The sequence below is a fragment of the Streptomyces chilikensis genome (assembly GCF_001642695.1).
Taxonomy (GTDB): Bacteria; Actinomycetota; Actinomycetes; order Streptomycetales; family Streptomycetaceae; genus Streptomyces; species Streptomyces chilikensis.
Map to the genome: position 1 here is coordinate 820,967 of NZ_LWCC02000005.1, position 15,756 is coordinate 836,722.

11 protein-coding genes and 1 riboswitch are annotated in these 15,756 nt (G+C 74.2%); of the genes, 3 read left to right on the top strand and 8 right to left on the bottom strand.

The window, feature by feature from the left end; translation table 11 throughout:
- Positions 1 to 58 precede the first annotated feature (58 nt).
- The 3 genes from A2U95_RS03805 to A2U95_RS03815 are packed head-to-tail and all read right to left on the bottom strand — an operon-like array spanning position 59 to position 4,834.
- Complete coding sequence (locus A2U95_RS03805) at positions 59 to 1,282, bottom strand: alkaline phosphatase family protein (protein WP_166020806.1); 1,224 nt, start codon at positions 1,280 to 1,282, stop codon at positions 59 to 61.
- Positions 1,282 to 1,878: a DUF5998 family protein gene (locus tag A2U95_RS03810; protein WP_166020807.1), complete on the bottom strand. Its 597-nt coding sequence runs from the start codon at positions 1,876 to 1,878 to the stop codon at positions 1,282 to 1,284. The genes A2U95_RS03805 and A2U95_RS03810 overlap by 1 nt, the downstream gene beginning before the upstream one ends.
- A gap of 55 nt (positions 1,879 to 1,933) precedes the next feature.
- Positions 1,934 to 4,834: a bifunctional acetate--CoA ligase family protein/GNAT family N-acetyltransferase gene (locus A2U95_RS03815; RefSeq protein ID WP_166020808.1), complete on the bottom strand. Its 2,901-nt coding sequence runs from the start codon at positions 4,832 to 4,834 to the stop codon at positions 1,934 to 1,936.
- A 79-nt stretch (positions 4,835 to 4,913) separates the two neighbouring features.
- On the opposite strand from A2U95_RS03815, the gene A2U95_RS03820 reads away from it, so the two are divergent.
- Positions 4,914 to 5,246, top strand: coding sequence for an HPr family phosphocarrier protein (locus A2U95_RS03820; RefSeq protein ID WP_166024793.1), 333 nt, complete (start codon positions 4,914 to 4,916; stop codon positions 5,244 to 5,246).
- 122 nt (positions 5,247 to 5,368) lie between these two features.
- Here A2U95_RS03820 and A2U95_RS03825 read toward each other — a convergent pair whose 3' ends face one another.
- The 4 genes from A2U95_RS03825 to A2U95_RS03840 all read right to left on the bottom strand — a co-directional run bounded on the left by A2U95_RS03825 (position 5,369) and on the right by A2U95_RS03840 (position 10,190).
- Positions 5,369 to 6,076, bottom strand: coding sequence for a GntR family transcriptional regulator (locus A2U95_RS03825; protein ID WP_166020809.1), 708 nt, complete (start codon positions 6,074 to 6,076; stop codon positions 5,369 to 5,371).
- 202 nt (positions 6,077 to 6,278) lie between these two features.
- On the bottom strand, positions 6,279 to 7,022 hold the full coding sequence (locus tag A2U95_RS03830; RefSeq protein WP_166020810.1) for a M23 family metallopeptidase: 744 nt from the start codon (positions 7,020 to 7,022) through the stop codon (positions 6,279 to 6,281).
- A gap of 13 nt (positions 7,023 to 7,035) precedes the next feature.
- A riboswitch (cyclic di-AMP (ydaO/yuaA leader) is annotated at positions 7,036 to 7,204 on the bottom strand.
- Between the two features lie 242 nt (positions 7,205 to 7,446).
- Positions 7,447 to 8,835 (bottom strand): M16 family metallopeptidase, encoded by a 1,389-nt coding sequence (locus A2U95_RS03835; protein WP_166020811.1) that lies wholly within the window; start codon positions 8,833 to 8,835, stop codon positions 7,447 to 7,449.
- A complete protein-coding gene (locus A2U95_RS03840; RefSeq protein ID WP_166020812.1) occupies positions 8,832 to 10,190 on the bottom strand; it encodes a M16 family metallopeptidase in 1,359 nt (452 codons plus the stop codon). The genes A2U95_RS03835 and A2U95_RS03840 overlap by 4 nt, the downstream gene beginning before the upstream one ends.
- Before the next feature lie 311 nt (positions 10,191 to 10,501).
- On the opposite strand from A2U95_RS03840, the gene A2U95_RS03845 reads away from it, so the two are divergent.
- Entirely contained in the window at positions 10,502 to 12,958 is a 2,457-nt protein-coding gene (locus A2U95_RS03845; protein ID WP_166020813.1) for a DNA gyrase/topoisomerase IV subunit A, read from the top strand.
- 90 nt (positions 12,959 to 13,048) lie between these two features.
- Here the strand turns inward: A2U95_RS03845 and A2U95_RS03850 are convergent, their stop codons facing one another.
- The gene (locus A2U95_RS03850; RefSeq protein ID WP_166020814.1) at positions 13,049 to 14,299 is read right to left on the bottom strand and encodes a CobW family GTP-binding protein; all 1,251 of its coding nucleotides are present in this window, start codon (positions 14,297 to 14,299) and stop codon (positions 13,049 to 13,051) included.
- 393 nt (positions 14,300 to 14,692) lie between these two features.
- On the opposite strand from A2U95_RS03850, the gene A2U95_RS03855 reads away from it, so the two are divergent.
- The gene (locus A2U95_RS03855) at positions 14,693 to 15,655 is read left to right on the top strand and encodes a sucrase ferredoxin (protein WP_166020815.1); all 963 of its coding nucleotides are present in this window, start codon (positions 14,693 to 14,695) and stop codon (positions 15,653 to 15,655) included.
- Positions 15,656 to 15,756 lie beyond the last annotated feature (101 nt).

Genomic DNA, 15,756 nt, shown 5'->3' on the forward strand with positions numbered 1-15,756 from the left:
CGCCTTTCGGTCAGCGTGCGGATGGGAGGAGGACGGAACGGGGCGACGGCGCGGGCCGTCAGGTGCGGACCTCCAGGAGGGGCACCAGCTGCTCGGCGGGGGTCATCGACCCGTGGTTGCCGACCATCAGGGATTCCTTGGGCTCGCGCCGGGAGGCGATCAGCAGGACGTCGTCGCGGGCGGCCGCGATCACGTCACCGAGGCGGGCGTACACCCGGTCGTCGACGTGCGGGCCGAACCAGCCGGCCGCGATCGCCTCGTCCCGCGAGGCGATCCAGAACTGCTCGCCGAGGACCTCGCGCCAGACGGCCAGCACGTCGCCGGCGGCCCCCGGCACCGCGTAGACGTGGCGGGCACGGCCCTCGCCGCCCAGCAGGGCGACGCCTGCCTTGAGCTCCCAGTCCTCGTCGACGTCGATGCGGTGCTCCTCGTCGAAGGGCACGTCGATCATGCCGTGGTCGGCGGTGACGTAGAGGGCGCTGCGCGGCGGGAGCTGCTCGGCGAGGCGCTGGACCAACCGGTCGACGTAGCCGAGCTGGCCGCGCCAGGTGTCGGAGTCGACGCCGAACCGGTGGCCGGCGCCGTCGACCTCGGAGTAGTACGTGTAGACCAGCGCGCGGTCGCCCGCGGCGAGTTGCGCGGCGGCGAGGTCCATCCGCTCCTCGCCGGCGAGCCGGCCGTGGAAGACGCCGCCGCTGAGCGCGACCTCGGTGAGCGGGGTGGTCTCGAAGGCCGGGGAGGACACCTGCGCGGCGTGCACGCCGGCCGCCTCCGCCGTCCGGAACACGGTGGGGTGGGGCTGCCAGGCCTCCGGCGACGTCCAGGGCCTCCAGCGGAGCTGGTTCATCAGCTCGCCGGTCTCCGGGTTGCGGACCGTGTAGCCGGGCAGGCCGTGCGCGCCCGGGGGCAGGCCGGTGCCGATCGAGGCCAGGGAGGTGGCCGTGGTGGCCGGGTAGCCGGCCGTCAGCGGGCGTCCGGTGCCGCCGCGCGAGGAGGCCAGCAGGGAGGTCATGAAGGGCGCCTCGTCGGGGTGCGCCTTCAGCTGCTCCCAGCCCAGGCCGTCGATCAGGAAGACGCAGGCCCGGTCGGCGGGCGCGAGTTCCGGTACGGCGGCCGTGAAGCCCGGCACGCCCATCCCGGCGGCCAGGGTGGGCAGCAGGTCGGCGAGCGAGCCGCTGCCGTACTCGGGGACCGGGGCGGAGGACAGCGGCAGCGGCTCCGGGTGGCCGGGGGCGGACGCGGCGTTGGCCCGCTCCCAGTCGTCCCATGCGGCGTGGGTCATCAGCGGGAGGTGTCCGCGATCGCCTCGGAGAGCGCCTGCGCGAAGGAGAGCGCCTGGGCGACCGTCTCCGGCCCGTCGCCGGCCTCGCTGACGCGGAGGCTGAGGTCGTCGGCGGTGGAGCTGCCGGTGTAGCCGTGGTCGGCGTCGCAGTTGGGGTCGCCGCAGGCGGCGGGCTCCAGGTCGATGCGGGAGACCGCGCCCCAGCCGATGGTCAGCACGACCTCGCGGGGCAGCCTGCCCGGCGTGTACGTCTCGGGGTCGGAGACGACGCGGCTGACCACCACCGAGGAGATCTTCTCCAGCTTCACCGACTCCGTCGACGTCGTCGCGTAGGGCGACGGGGAGGTGCTGTCGGCGTTCTGCTCGTCGGTGTGGCTGACGATGAAGCGGTTGCCGGTGAGCACCAGCACCGTCACGTGGCGGCGGACCTCGTTGGCGTCGAACGTGGTCTCCTGGTGGACCAGGAACGACCGCACGGGCTCCCCGCCGACGGCGGACTCCACCGCCTCGGCCACGAGGGCCGGGTAGTAGCCGCTGCGCTCGATCGCCGCGCGCAGCCCCTGGGTCGTCGTACTGGTCTTGGCCATGACGTCCATCCTACGGCGGCGCGCCGACTGCCCGGACCGCTCCGGAGGCTCTGGAACGCTTCGGTCAGTACTCCGGCAGCGTACGCGGACCCTGGTCGTCCCGGGCGGGCGGGGGCGCGAGCCGCACCGAGGCGCCGAGCACGCTCACCCCGCGGGGGGCGACGACCACCGGCTCCAGCGTGACGGCGACCACCTCGGGATGGTCGTCGACCAGCCGGGACACCCGCAGCAGGAGCCGTTCCAGGGCGTCGGTGTCCACGGGGGCCGCGCCCCGCCAGCCGAAGAGGAGGGGTGCGGTCCGCACCGAGCGGATCATGGAGGCGGCGTCGCGGCCGGTGACCGGGATCAGGCGGTGGGAGAGGTCGCCCAGCAGCTGCGAGGGGGCGCCGGCCAGGCCGAAGGACAGCACCGGCCCGGCCGCCGGGTCGATCACGGCGCGCACCAGGGTGTCCACGCCGCGCGGGGCCATCTGCTGGACCACCGGGCGGACCTCCTCGGCCCCGCCGAACAGCTCGGCCAGTTCGGCGAAGGCGCGGCGGACCTGCTCCTCGTCGGCGAGGTCGAGCCGGACGCCGCCGAGGTCGGCGCGGTGCCGCAGGTGAGGCGCGGTGGTCTTGAGGGCCACCGGGAAGCCGAGCCGGCGGGCGGCGGCGACGGCCTCGCCGGCGGTGGGGGCGGGCACCGCGCGGCGCACCGGGATGCCGTAGCGGCGCAGCAGGGCGGCGGTGTCCTCGGGCCCGAGGTCGGGGCCGCCGCCCGGGCCGGCGTCCCCGACGGCGGGACCGCCCGGGCCGGGGCCCGCGGTGCGGGCGAGGAGGCCGTCGATGAAGGAGGCGGTCTCCTTCTCGTCGATGTCCTCGAACTCGGGCACCCGGCCGGGTTCGGCGGCCTCCCGGCGCCAGCCGGCGTACCGCACGGCCTCGGCGAGCGCGCGGACGGCGCGCTCCGCGGCGGGGTAGGCCGGGATGAGCCCGAGCCGGGTCCCGTCGGGCTTCTCCTCGCCGGCCGCGGTGCCGTCCTCCTGCGGCTGCGGGGCCGCCGCGCCGGGGGCGGGCTCCGCACCGGCGGCGCGGGCCCGGGGCGCGGTGCCGGCCGCGGCGGAGAGCGCCTCGGCGAGGCCGCCGAGCTCGACGTGGACGACCAGGACCGGTTTGCCGGGGGCCTGTGCCCCGGCGGTGCGGAGCGCCTCGGCGAGCGCGGCGTCGGCCGTCCGGCCGCCGTCGCCGGCCGTCTCGTCGATGCGCGGGATGGCGGTGACCACCACGGCGTCGCAGCCGGGGTCGGCCAGGGCGCGGGAGAGCGCCCGGTGGAAGTCGTCGGGGGTGGCCGCGGTGGTGAGGTCGAGCGGGCGCAGCGGCCGGAGGCCCTCGGCGAGGCAGGCGTCGTAGGTGAGCAGGCCGAGCGACTCGGAGTTGCCGAGGATCGCCACGCGCGGCCCGGCGGGCAGCGGCTGACGGGCCAGCAGGAGGCCGGCGTCGACCAGCTCGGTGATGGTGTCGACGCGGATCACCCCGGCTTGGCGCAGCAGCGCGGAGACGGTGTCGTGGGGCAGGCGGGTGGCGCGTACGGCGTGGCCCTGCGGAACGCCGCTGTGCCGGGCGCCCTGCACGACGACGAGCGGTTTGGCGGCCGCCGTGCGCCGGGCGAGGCGGTTGAACTTGCGCGGGTTGCCGATGGATTCGAGGTACATCAGCGCCACGTCGGTCTCCGGGTCGTCGTACCAGTACTGGAGGACGTCGTTGCCGGAGACGTCGGCGCGGTTGCCGGCCGAGACGAAGGTGGAGACGCCGGTGACGCCGGTGACGCCGCCGCCGCGCCGGTGGAGGCGGGAGAGCAGGGCGACGCCGATGGCCCCGGACTGGGTGAACAGGCCGATCCGGCCGGCGCGGGGCATCTCGGGGGCCAGGGAGGCGTTGAGCCGGACGCCGGGGGCGGTGTTGACCACGCCGAACGCGTTCGGCCCGATGACGCGCATTCCGAAGGCGCGGGCGCGGCGCACGAGCTGGCGCTGCCGTTCCCGTCCCTCGGGGCCGAGTTCGGCGTAGCCGGCGGAGAGCACCACCAGCCCCTGGACGCCGTGCGCCCCGCACTCGTCGACCACCTCGGGCACCCGCTCGGCGGGCACGGCGACGACGGCGAGGTCGACGGGGCCGTCGATGTCGCGGAGCGAGCGGCGGGCGGGAACGCCCTCGATCTCGGCGAGGTCCTCGGGGAAGGACGTGTTGACCGCGTGGAGGGCGCCGGTGAAGCCACCGTCGCGCAGATGCTCCAGCACGCCGCGGCCGACGCCGCCGGGGGTGCGGCTGACGCCGATCACGGCGACCGAGCCGGGGGCGAGCAGCCGCCGCACCGAGCGTGCCTCGGCGCGCTGTTCACGGGCCTGCTGGACGGCGAGCGACCGGCCGGTGGGCTCGAGGTCGAGGTGGAGGCGGACCACGCCGTCCTCGTAGCTGCGCTTCTGGGCGTAGCCGGCGTCGGTGAACACCTTGATCATCTTGGTGTTGGCCGGCAGCACCTCGGCGGTGAAGCGGCGCACGCCGCGTTCCCGGGCGACGGCGGCGATGTGCTCCAGCATCGCGGAGGCGACGCCGCGGCCGTGGTGGGCGTCCTGGACCAGGAAGGCGACCTCGGCCCCGTCGGCGGGCGCGGAGGCGGGCATGCCGGTGGCGTCGACCCGGTCGTAGCGGACGGTGCCGATGAACTCCCCGCCGACGGTGGCCGCGAGCCCGACCCGGTCCACGTAGTCGTGGTGGGTGAAGCGGTGCACGTCCTTGGCGGACAGGCGCGGATACGGCGCGAAGAAGCGCAGGTACTTGGACTCGTCGGAGACCTGCTCGTAGAAGCTGACCAGGCGCTCCGCGTCGTCGGCGGTGATGGGCCGGACGTGGGTGATGCCGCCGTCGCGCAGCACCACGTCGGCTTCCCAGTGTGCGGGGTACTCGTGACGGTCCGACGGGCTCTGCATGCCGCCAGCCTACGGCTCGCGGCCGGTGGGGGCGCGGGACTGTGTGCGAATGACCGGTGAGGACGAGGAGGAGGCGGACATGCCCGAGTGCCGAGTCAGGGTGGCGGGGCCGGACGGACTGCACGCGCGGCCGGCGGCGCGCTTCGTGCGCGCGGTCCGGGAGTGCGGGCTGGCGGTGCGGATGGACCGGGCGGACGGCGCCGGGGCAGGGCCGGTGAACGCGGCGTCGATCCTGGGCGTGCTGGCACTGGGGGTGCAGGGGGGCGAGGAGATCGTGCTGACGTGCGAGGACGAGGGAGGGGACGCCGACGGGCGCGCGGACGGCGCCGGAAGGGCCGAGGCGGTGCTGCGGCGCCTCGCGGACCTGGTCTCGGGGAATGTGGAGGAAGAGCCGGTCCACCGGATTCCCTGAGCGGGTCACGAATTCTTCTCCGGCAGAGAAGCGACGGTCTTTGTGTCCGGTGCTTTCGGACGCACGAGAACACCGGAAATGCTCCGGAGAATTCCCTCCGCCTCTTGTATACGGCCCCGCTGTTAATTCCGGAGTCCGCTCGTGTTTACGGCATGTTGCGAAGTCCTCACCACGGCGGGGCGGGCCACGGCCCCGCGGTTCTGGCCAGGAATGCGCAGCCGGTGAAGGGCCAGGGAGCGCTCGGTGTGCACGGCGGTCACCTGCCGGGCCCGCTCGCCGTCGCCCCGGGCCACCGCGTCGACGATGGCGCCGTGCTCGGCCCAGGTCTCGGCGGGGGCGGGCAACGGCTCCACCGCGTACATCCAGGCGATCTTGTGTCGCAGCTGGGTGAGCGTGGAGGTCAGGGCGGCGCTGCCGCACGCCTGGGCGAGCGTCTCGTGGAACCAGCCGCCCAGCGACCGCAGGTCGTCGCCGTACCCCCGCCGGGCCCGCTCCTGACCCAGTCTGACCAGGCCGCGGAGCACCTTGAGGTGGGCCTCGGTGCGCCGCTGGGCGGCGCGGGCGGCGCCCAGCGGCTCCAGCAGCAGGCGCATCTCCAGCAGGTCGGCGGCCTCCTGTTCGGTCGGCTCCGCCACGCAGGCCCCGGCGTGCCGCCGGGTGACCACGAACCCCTCGGCCTCCAGCGTGCGCAGCGCCTCGCGGACCGGGACGCGGGAGACGCCGTAGCGGCGGGCGAGCAGTTCCTCGGTCAGCCGGCTCCCGCGCTCGTGGACGCCGGCGACGATGTCGTCCCGGATCGCCGTGCATACCGAATGCGCGGGAATACGCATGCCGACCTCCGCCTCGATGAATGAATTGACTCTAAGGCAATGGCCCTCGATTTCCGACGGCAAGAAGCGACGGAAGGACAATTTTTGGCCGAACCCGGTCCGGACCGCCCGGGTTACGCCCCGATTCCGTCCGGTCCGTCCGGGACGACGAAAAAGCCCCCGCCCGGAGGAAACCGGGACGGGGGCTTTCGCGTGACCGCTGTCAGAGGTTCACGCCGTGGGACCGGAGGTAGGCGACCGGGTCGATGTCGCTGCCGTACTCGGAGGTGGTGCGCGCCTCGAAGTGCAGGTGCGGTCCGGTGACGTTGCCGGTGGCGCCGGAGCGGCCGATGTGCTCGCCGGGGGTCACCGACTGGCCGGCGGCGACGCTGACCGAGGAGAGGTGGCCGTACTGGGTGTAGGTGCCGTCGTGCATCTTGATGACGACCTGGTAGCCGTAGCTGCCGCCCCAGCCGGCCTCCACGACGGTGCCGCGGCCCACGGAGCGGACCGGGGTGCCGGCGGCGGCGTGGAAGTCGACGCCGGTGTGGCTGCCGGAGGACCAGACGGCGCCGCCCGCCTGGTAGCCGGTGGAGACGTAGGAGCCGGCGATGGGGCTGACGAACATGTTGAGGCGGCGCAGGCGCTCGCGCTCGGCGTCACGGGCGGCGCGGGCCTCGGCCTCCTCGCGCTCCTTGAGGGCCTTGGCCGCGGCGGCCGCCTCGGCGGCGGCCCGCTCCTGGGCCTCGGCCTGCTCGTCGATCTGCTCGGCGACCCGGTCGCCGATGGTGACGACCGGCAGCAGGCCGGTGGCCCCGGCGGCGGAGGTCTCGGCGGCGGAGGCGGGGGTCGCCAGGGTGCCGACCACGCCGGTGGTGGTGAGAGCGGCGAGGCCTGCCAGGCCGGCGGTGGTGCGGCTGGTCCGGCCGGGACGACGGTGCCTGCCGGAGGCGCAGTTGAACGCCATGAAGTGGCTGAGTCCTTTCCTTCCCTCTCGCCGGCCGGGTTAGCTGTCGGGTTCGGAGCAGGAAGGTCTCCTACGGGCTCCTCCCGCGGTGCGGAAGGCGCTCGATTCACCCCAGGGGATGCCGCTCGTGGGTCCCCGGCTCCCCTGGCTCGCGCCGTACGGGGATTAGGCGATGGCTGCCCGGCACCGCGGGCGCGGCGCACAGGTGTGGCGGACAGCCGGACCGAAGCTAGTGGGGTGATCATTCGGATAACAAACGGATCAAGGCTTTTGTAGCGCACGCCACAGGGCAAAACGGACCCTTCGCCATGCATCGCGTCCCGTGCGGCACACGGCGGGCCCCGTGACCACAGCGGCCCCGTGACCACAGAGGGCCCCGGTGACCACAGGGGTCACCGGGGCCCGGACCGGTCCCGGACGGCGGCTACTCGGCGCCGACCACCGTCACCTCGCCGATGCCCAGCTCCCGCACCGGGCCGGCGATCTGCGAGGCGTCGCCGACCAGAACCGTCACCAGGCGGTCCACCGGGAAGGCGCTCACCGCGGCGGCCGTGGCCTCGACCGTGCCGGTGGCGGCGAGCTGCTGATAGAGCGTCGCCTGGAAGTCGTCCGGCAGGTGCTGCTCCACCTGGTCGGCCAAGGTGCCCGCCACCGCGGCCGCCGTCTCGTACTTGAGCGGCGCCACGCCCACCAGGTTCTGCACCGCGGTGTCCCGCTCGGCGTCGGTCAGCCCTCCGGCGGCCAGGGTGCGCAGCACCTGCCACAGGTCCTGGAGCGCCGGGCCGGTGTTGGGGGTGTCCACCGAGCCGCTGATCGCCAGCAGCGCCGCGCCCGACCCGTCGGGCGCCGAGCGCAGGACCTGCCCGAAGGCGCGCACGCCGTAGGTGTAGCCCTTCTCCTCGCGCAGCACCTTGTCCAGCCGGGAGGTGAGGGTGCCGCCCAGGCAGTAGGTGCCGAGGACCTGGGCCGGCCAGACCCGGTCGTGCCGGTCCGGGCCGGCCCGGCCGATCAGCAGCTGGGTCTGGACCGAGCCGGGGCGGTCCACGATGACGACGCGGCCGGTGTCGTCCGCGGTCACGGCCGGCACCGGGCGCGGGGAGGCCGGGGAGCCGGTCCACGCGCCCAGCGTCTCGGCGAGCAGGGCGTCCAGGTCGATGCCGGTGAGGTCGCCGACCACCACGGCGGTCGCGGTGGCCGGACGGACGTGCCGCTCGTAGAAGGCGCGCACGGCGGCGGCGTCGATCTTCTCGACCGTCTCCTCGGTGCCCTGCCGGGGCCGCGACATCCGCGAGTTCGCCGGGAAGAGCTCCTTGTAGAGCTCCTTGGCGGCGCGGCGGGCCGGGTTGGCCAGCTCGTGCGGGATCTCGTCGAGCCGGTTGCGGACCAGCCGCGACACCTCGTCCTCGGCGAACGCCGGGGCGCGCAGGGCGTCCGCCAGCAGGCCGAGCGCCTTGGGCAGACGGGAGGCCGGGACCTCCAGGGAGACCCGCACGCCGGGGTGGTCGGCGTGCATGTCCAGGGTCGCGCCGCACCGCTCGAGTTCGGCGGCGAAGTCCTCGGCGGAGTGCTTGTCGGTGCCCTCGGCGAAGGCGCGCGCCATGATCGTGGCGACGCCGTCCAGTCCGGCCGGCTCGGCGTCCAGCGGGGCGTCCAGCAGCACCTCGACGGCCACGACCTGCTGGCCGGGGCGGTGGCAGCGCAGAACCGTCAGGCCGTTGCCGAGCGCGCCGCGCTCCGGTGCGGGGAACGCCCACGGCTTGGGCTCACCGGCCTGCGGCATCGGGTGGAACTCCATCGTGGCCAGCTCGGTCACTTGGCCTCCTCCTCGTCCTCGTCCCCGTCGGCGGCGTCGCCGGCGTCCTCGGGGGTGATCGGCTCGTACACCAGGACCGCGCGGTTGTCGGGGCGCAGCCGGGCCTTGGCAACCTCCTGGACCTCCTCCGGCGTCACCTCCAGCACTCGCTTGACGGCGGTCAGCGCGAGCTGCGGGTCGCCGAACAGGACGGCGTACCGGCACAGCTCGTCGGCGCGGCCGGAGACCGTGCCCAGCCGGTCCAGCCACTCGCGCTCCAGCTGCGCCTGGGCGCGCTCCATCTCCTCCGGCGTCGGGCCCTCGGCGGCGAGCCGCGCCAGCTCCTCGTCGACGGCGGCCTCGATCACCGGCACCTCGACGTCGCCGGAGGTCTTGACGTCCAGCCAGCCCAGCGAGGGGGCGCCGGCCAGCCGCAGCAGCCCGAACCCGGCCGTGACCGCGGTGCGGTCGCGGCGCACCAGCCGGTTGTAGAGGCGGGAGGACTCGCCGTAGCCCAGGATGGTCAGGGCCACGTCGGCGGCGTCGCAAGCGCGGGTGCCGTCCTCCGGGAGCCGGTAGCCAGCCATCAGGGCGCGGGCCGGGACCTCCTCGCGGACGACCTCGCGGACCTCGCCGCCGATGACCTCGGGCAGCGCGCCGTCCCGCGGGGCCGGCTTGCCGTCGTGGGCGGCGATGGAACCGAAGTACTTCTCGATCCAGGCGAGCGTCTGCTCCGGGTCGATGTCGCCGACCACCGACAGCACCGCGTTGTTCGGCGCGTAGTAGGTCCGGAAGAACGCGCGGGCGTCCTCCAGCGTGGCGGCGTCGAGGTCGGCCATCGAGCCGATCGGCGTGTGGTGGTACGGGTGGCCCTCCGGATAGGCCAGCGCGAAGATCTTCTCGAACGCCGTGCCGTAGGGGACGTTGTCGTACCGCTGACGGCGCTCGTTCTTGACGACGTCGCGCTGGTTCTCCATCGACTCGTCGTCGAGGGCGGTGAGCAGGGAGCCCATCCGGTCGGCCTCCAGCCAGAGCGCGAGCTCGAGCTGGTGGGCCGGCATGGTCTCGAAGTAGTTGGTGCGCTCGAAACTGGTCGTGCCGTTGAGGGAGCCGCCGGCGCCCTGCACCAGCTCGAAGTGACCGTTGCCCTTCACCTGCGCCGAGCCCTGGAACATCAGGTGCTCGAAGAGGTGGGCGAGGCCGGTGCGGCCCTGGACCTCGTGCCGGGAGCCGACGTCGTACCAGAGGCACACCGCGGCGACCGGGGTCAGGTGGTCCTCCGAGAGCACCACGCGGAGCCCGTTGGCCAGGCGGTGCTCGGTAGCTGTGAGGCCTCCTGAGCCTGCCTCGGCTGTGGCCGTGTGACCCATGGGCATGTACGTCCCTTCGCTCGCGGGAATCCTGAACGCGTGAACAGATGAAAACGCGGACTGCCTGTCACTGTATGCAACCGAGGGCGGGTGCCGTGAGGTTCCCGATACGTCACATTGCCGCCCGATCCGGGGAACCGTCCCCCGCCGCGCGCCTCCCCTCCGGCCCCGCTCCCGCCGCGCCGGAGGCCCCGCCGCGGACGCGCACCGACCGCCCACCGGCGGGGGCGCGGTCCGCGCTGTCGGCGGCGAGGGCCACAATGGTGCGCGACAGTCCCCCGTTCATGCTCGCAAGACCGTGAAGGAGCCCGGCAGCGATGGCCCGCCGCAGCACGAAGACAGCGTCGCCCGACGATTTCGAGGAGCGGATCCTCGACATCGACGTCGTGGACGAAATGCAGGGCTCCTTCCTCGAGTACGCGTACTCGGTCATCTACTCCCGCGCCCTGCCCGACGCGCGCGACGGCCTCAAGCCGGTGCACCGGCGGATCGTCTACCAGATGAACGAGATGGGCCTGCGGCCCGACCGCGGCTACGTCAAGTGCGCCCGCGTCGTCGGCGAGGTCATGGGCAAGCTCCACCCGCACGGCGACACGTCGATCTACGACGCCCTGGTCCGCCTCGCCCAGCCGTTCTCCATGCGCGTGCCGCTGGTCGACGGCCACGGCAACTTCGGCTCCCTGGGCAACGACGACCCGCCGGCCGCCATGCGGTACACCGAGTGCCGGATGGCCGACGCGACCAGCCTGATGACCGAGTCGATCGACGAGGACACGGTCGACTTCCAGCCCAACTACGACGGCCAGGAGCGGGAGCCCGCGGCGCTGCCCGCCGCCTTCCCCAACCTGCTGGTCAACGGGGCCTCCGGCATCGCCGTCGGCATGGCGACCAACATGCCGCCGCACAACCTCGGCGAGGTCGTCGCCGCCGCCCGGCACCTGATCCGCCACCCGAACGCCGACCTCGACGCGCTGATGCGGCACATCCCCGGCCCCGACCTGCCCACCGGCGGCCGGATCGTCGGCCTGTCCGGCGTCCGCGACGCCTACGAGAAGGGCCGCGGCACCTTCAAGATCCGCGCCACGGTCTCCGTCGAGCAGGTCACCGCCCGCCGCAAGGGCCTGGTCGTCACCGAGCTGCCCTTCGCCGTCGGCCCCGAGAAGGTCATCGCCAAGATCAAGGACCTGGTCGGCTCCAAGAAGGTCCAGGGCATCGCCGACGTCAAGGACCTCACCGACCGCGAGCACGGCCTGCGCCTGGTCATCGAGATCAAGAACGGCTTCGTCCCGGAGGCCGTGCTGGAGCAGCTCTACAAGCTGACGCCGATGGAGGAGTCCTTCGGCATCAACAACGTCGCCCTGGTCGACGGGCAGCCGCTCACCCTGGGCCTCAAGGAGCTGCTGGAGGTCTACCTCGACCACCGCTTCGACGTGGTGCGCCGCCGCTCCGAGTTCCGCCGCGGCAAGAAGCGCGACCGGCTCCACCTGGTCGAGGGCCTGCTGACCGCGCTCATCGACATCGACGAGGTCATCCGCCTGATCCGCTCCAGCGACAACTCCGCCCAGGCCAAGCAGCGCCTGATGGAGAGCTTCTCGCTGTCGGAGATCCAGACCCAGTACATCCTCGACACCCCGCTGCGCCGCCTCACCAGGTTCGACCGCATCGAGCTGGAGGCGGAGAAGGAGCGGCTCACCGCCGAGATCGCGGAACTGACCCGCATCCTGGAGTCGGACGCCGAACTGCGCAAGCTGGTCTCCGCCGAACTCGCCGCCGTGGCGAAGAAGTTCGGCACCCCGCGGCGCACGGTGCTGCTGGAGTCCGCGGACACCCCGGCCGCCCTGCCGCTCCAGGTCGCGGACGACCCCTGCCGGGTGCTGCTCTCCTCCACCGGTCTGCTGGCCCGCACCGCGAACGCCGACCCGTTCCCCGTCCAGAGGGGCGCCAAGCGGGTCAAGCACGACGTGATCGTCTCCGCGGCGAGCACGACCACGCGCGGCGAGATCGGCGTGGTCACCTCCGCCGGACGTCTGCTGCGGATCAACGTGGTCGACCTGCCGCTGCTCCCGGAGATCGCCGCGGGCACCGCGCCCAACCTGGCGGGCGGCGCCCCGCTCGCCGAGTTCGTCTCCTTCGAGGACGACGAGACGCCGGTCTGCCTCACCTCGCTCAGCGAGTCCTCCGCCGGCCTCGCCGTCGGCACCCTCCAGGGCATCGTCAAGCGGGTCGTCCCGGACTACCCGGCGGGCAAGGAGGCGCTCGAGGTCATCACCCTCAAGGAGGGCGACCGGATCGTCGGCGCGACGGAGCTGCGCACCGGCGACGAGGACCTAGTCTTCATCACCGACGACGCCCAGCTGCTGCGCTTCCAGGCCTCCCTGGTGCGCCCGCAGGGCCGCCCGGCGGGCGGCGTGGCCGGCATCAAGCTGACGGACGGCGCCAAGGTCATCTCCTTCACCGCGGTGGACCCCGGGCAGGACGCGGTCGTCCTGACCGTCGCCGGCTCGCGCGGCACGCTCGACGACTCGGTCCAGACCACGGCCAAGCTGACGCCGTTCGACCAGTACCCGCGCAAGGGCCGGGCCACCGGCGGCGTGCGGTGCCAGCGCTTCCTCAAGGGCGAGGACTGCCTCTCCCTGGCCTGGGCCGGCCCGGCGCCGGCCCGCGCCGGGCAGAAGAACGGCATGCCGGCCGAGCTGCCGGAGATGGACCCGCGCCGCGACGGCTCGGGCGTGGGCCTGCCGAAGACGGTCTCCGTCGTGGCCGGCCCGGCGTAACCGCGCCCCGTCGCCGCGGCCTTCGCCGTTCCCTTCGCCGTGCCCCGCGGACGCGTTCGCGGGGCACGGCGACGGTCCGCCGCCCGCCCGCTACACCTCGGAGGGGGCGACGCCCCGGACCGCCGCGTGGTCCGGGTCACCGGCGTCGGCGCCGCCCGGAAGGGCGTCGGCGGGGACGCCGGCGTCCGCGCCGACGACGGCGTCCACGGGGCCTGCGTCGTCCACGAGGCCGGCGTCGTCCGGGACGTCCGTGAGGTCCTCGTCGTCCTCCCCCCGCACGTACCGCAGCACACCCCACATCCCGTCCTCGTCCGCCTCCCCCGGCGTCGGACTCACGCAGGCGTGCAGCTCCTTCTCCAGCCCCGCCGCGTCGATCCCGGACCCGATCAGCACCAGCCCGGTCCCCCGCCGCTCCCCCGGCCCCCAGGGCTCCGGGTAGAAGCGCAGGAACCGCCCCACGGCGTGCACCAGGTACCGGTTCCGCGGGTCGTACGCGCCGAAGTCCACGTACCCCTTGATCCGGTACAGCCCCTCCGGCCGCTCGTCGAGGAACCGCATCAGCCGCCGCGGGTCCATCGGCTGCTCGGACGTGAACGAAACGCTCTCGTACCCGGCGTGCAGGTGCCCGCCGTGCGCCTCGTTCCCGCCGTGCGATTCGTTCCCGCCGTGCGCCTCGCCCTCCTCGTACAGGTGCAGGTCGTCGAAGGAGAGCTGTCCGATCCGCTCGCGCGACGGCCGGCAGTCGAAGAGGAACTCCGGGTCGACCCTCCCGTACGACGCCGGCACCACGGCGGCCCCGTCGGCCAGCCCCCGCACCGTCCGCAGCACCGCCTCGTGGTCCACGGCGCGGTCGATCTTGTTGACCACCACCAGGTCCGCCAGCGCCAGGTGCCGGTCGACCTCCGGGTGCCGCGCCCGGGTCTCCTCGAACTCGGCCGCGTCCACGACCTCCACCAGCCCCCCGTACACGACCTCCGGCTGCTCGCTCGCCAGCACCATCCGCACCAGTTCCTGCGGCTCCGCCAGCCCGCTCGCCTCGATCACGATGACGTCGATCCCCGCCGAGGGGCGGGCCAGCCGTCCCAGGTACTCGTCCAGTTCGCCGACGTCCACGGCGCAGCACAGGCAGCCGTTGCCCAGTGACACCGTGGAGTCGCCCAGGGCGCCGGCCACCGCGAGGGCGTCGATCTCGATGGCGCCGAAGTCGTTGACCACCGCTCCGATGCGGCTGCCCCCGCTGTGGTGCAGCAGGTGGTTCAGCAAGGTGGTCTTCCCCGCGCCGAGGAACCCCGCCAGGACGATCACCGGAATCTGCGGAGTCCGCGGGGTCCCGTTGCTCATGTCGCGCCCTCTCTCGTCGCATCGCGCGCCTCGGCGCACGCCGCTCGCCTGCCCGTGCCGCCGCCAGGATATGAGGCCCGGGGAACGGCTCCTGGTGAACGGTTGTTCGCGCCCCTTGCTGGGCAAACGTCCCGGCACGGCGCCGGTCCCGGGACCCGCACGCCCCTCCGGACCCGACGCCCCCCGGACCGGGGCGCACCCTTGCGTCCTCGTCGGCCGGGAGACGCCGGCGGGAGCCGAGACGGGCCGTCCCGACGTCCGACACGCCCGGAAGCGAGCCGGTGCGGCCCCGGCCGCGTGACGCGGGGAACCCTTCCCGCGTCCGTGTCGGGGTCCCCCGAACGACCGCCGCCGAGCCGCGCCCGCCACTCCGGTCAGGTTAGGCTCACCTGTGTGAGTAGGTGCGCAACCGTGTCACGGGTCCTGGACGAGCCGATCGCCGGGACCGCGGTGCACGCGAGCACGTGGCTGCTGCTGGAGCAGCCCGGCCCGTGGGGTCCCCACGCGCTCACGTCGAGCCGGCTGGACCCCGCGCTGGGGCGTGCCCTGGAGGACGCCGCGGAGGGCAGCGGGGTGCGGATCGCGCTGATCCGGCGGCCCGGACGTCACGCGGACCACGGCGCTCCGCCCGTGCGGCAGGTGTACGCCGCGCACACCGTCCCCGGGCGCGGCTGGGTGCGCGGCGCCGTCACCTCCGCACCCGAGCGGCTGCTGGACATCGACTTCGCGGCGCTCGGCCGGGGCGACCACGGGACGTTCGACGCCGCCCTGCCCGACGCCGCGCCGCACGACGGCTGCCCCCTGGCCTTCGTCTGCACCAACGGCCGCCGTGACCGCTGCTGCGCCCTCCTCGGGCGCCCGCTCGCCGCCGAACTGGCCGCCTCCGGGGTGGCGGGCACCTGGGAGGTCACCCACCTCGGCGGGCACCGCTTCTCGCCGACCCTGCTGGTGCTGCCCCACGGGTACGCGTACGGGCGCGTGGACGCCCCCGCGGTGAAGGAGATCCTGCACCGGGCCCGGGAGGGCCGGGTGGTCACCGAGCACTGCCGGGGCCGCTCCGCGTGGGCGCGGCCCGGACAGGCCGCGGAGCTCGCCGTGCGGGCCCGGACCCGGGAGACCTCGGCGGACGCGCTGGACGTCACCGAGGTCCGGTCCGTCCCCACCGGTGAGCAGGACGGGGTCCCGCCGCTGTGGGAGGTCACCGTGGCGCACGCCGGGGGCCGCCGGTGGCGTGTGGTCGTCGCGCAGAACGCCGCCGACCCGCCCCGCCCCGAGAGCTGTGGCGCCCCCTTGGGCTCCCCTGCCCGGATGGACGTGATCCGGGTCGAGGAAGGAACCGCCGAGCCGGCCCCGTAGCGAGCCGGCCCCGTGGCCAGCCGGTCCCGTAACGAGCCGGTCCCTCGACGGCGGCGGGAACGCCACGGCCGGGCGCTCCGCGCACCGGAGTGCGCGGAGCG